Raw genomic sequence first — 1,698 nt, forward strand, 5'->3', positions numbered from 1 at the left:
GGCGAGGCCGGCGGGCGCGGCGGGCCGGGGCCGGCCGGCCGCCGGATCGCCCGCCGCCGGTGTGACGTCATCGGGCCGGTCATCGGGCCGTCTGGTCATCGGGTGTCCCCCGCTCTCAACTCGGTGCTCTCGCGCCGTCGTTCGCTCAGCCATGCCTGGACCAGCACCACGGCCAGGGCCAGGGCGACCACGCCCGCCGACGGCAGCAGCAGGGACGCGGGATCGGATTGCAGTCGTACGGTGCCCGCCCCGCCGCCGCCCGGGGAGCCGGGCAGGGCGAGCGGGGTGAGGTCCATGCCGGGGCCGAGCAACCGGATCGCGGCGACGCCGACCAGCGCGCCGCCCAGGGCCGCGAGCAGCGCCTGCGGCAGCGCTTCCAGGACCATCAGGCGCCGCCCCTGGGCGGGCGTCAGGCCCATCGTGCGCAGCCTGGCCAGGAGTTGGGTGCGCTGGGGCGCGGCCTGGAGGAGGGAGAGCAGCAGGGCCAGCAGCGCGAAGCCGGCGCCGGCCGCGACGGCGGCGGTGTAGAGGCGTTCCGCGCCCTGCTGGAGGGGCGAATCGGCGAGCTTGGCGCGTTCGGCGGCGCGCAGGGCCAGGTGGGTGGGGAGCGACGCGGGGGTGTGCGCGCGGACGGCGGCGCGCAGCGCCGGTGCGGACAGGGAGCGGCCGGACAGCAGCAGGACACAGGCGCCGGTGGCGGGGTCGGCGTAGGTGTCGGGGTGGAGACGGGCGACGCTCCTGGCGTTGATCAGGACGAAGTCGCCGCCGGGCTGGGCCGGGGTGTCGGCGCGTACCGCCTTCGGACGGACCACGAGCCGGCCGAACTCCGGCTGCAGGGCCATCGGGGCGCGCCCGAAGCGGGCGAGGACGCCGGGGGAGACGATCGCGGGCAGTGGCCGGTCGCCGCCGGGGTCGGCCAAGTCCCCGGCGGAGAAGGCGCCCAGGCCGGTGGCGCGGGCGAGCCGGGCGTACGCATCGGCGTCGGCGACGACCAGATAGAGGGGCGGGCCGCTGTCGTCGGCGGCCTGGACGTCGAGACGGATCGGTACCGCGTCCTCGACGCCCGGCACCTTCGCGACGGCCTTCCGCAACTCCTCGGGCAGCGGCTTGTCGGCGGAGATACGTGCCTCGGCCCCGACCGCGGTCAGCGCCGCGTGATCGCGGGCCGTGGCGACCCCGGCGAGCACCGAGCCGCCGAAGGACGCGGTGGTCAGCGCCACCAGGAGGGCCAGCAGCGGCAGCCCGGCGGTCGCCGGGGCGCGGCCCGCGCGGGCCAGCGAGAGAAAGCCGATCAGCCCGGCGGAGCGGGCGGCGGGGCGGGCCGCCAGCCGCAGGGGCAGCGGGTAGAGCCGCATCAGTACCAGGGCGGCGATCACAGCGACGAGGACCGGGGCGGCGCTGACCAGGGCGTCCACGCCGCCGGCCGCCGTGCTCCGGCGGCGCAGCGCGACCACCGCGCCCACCGCCAGTACCAGCACGGTCAGTTCGGCGACCGTACGGCGCCGGGAAGGGCGGGCGCGCACAAGATCGGCGCGTGCGGCGGGCTGTGGGCGGCGGTGTGCGGCGACGGCCCGCAAAGGCAGCGCGAGCGTGCCCAGCAGCCCGGTTCCGGCGGCCGCCAGCAGCGAGGGCAGCACCCGCTCCCCGGGCACCAGCAGCAGCGCGAGGCCCCCGCCGGCCGCGGCCGCGGGCAGCGCC

1 protein-coding gene is annotated in these 1,698 nt (G+C 78.3%); it reads right to left on the reverse strand.

Annotated features, from left to right (window positions below):
• Positions 1-95: 95 nt before the first annotated feature.
• On the reverse strand, positions 96-1,698 hold a 1,603-nt coding region (locus tag DY245_RS33025), incomplete at its 5' end, for an FtsX-like permease family protein (protein ID WP_128510841.1).

It is taken from the genome of Streptomyces inhibens (genome assembly GCF_003389455.1).
Classification (GTDB): domain Bacteria; phylum Actinomycetota; class Actinomycetes; order Streptomycetales; family Streptomycetaceae; genus Streptomyces; species Streptomyces inhibens.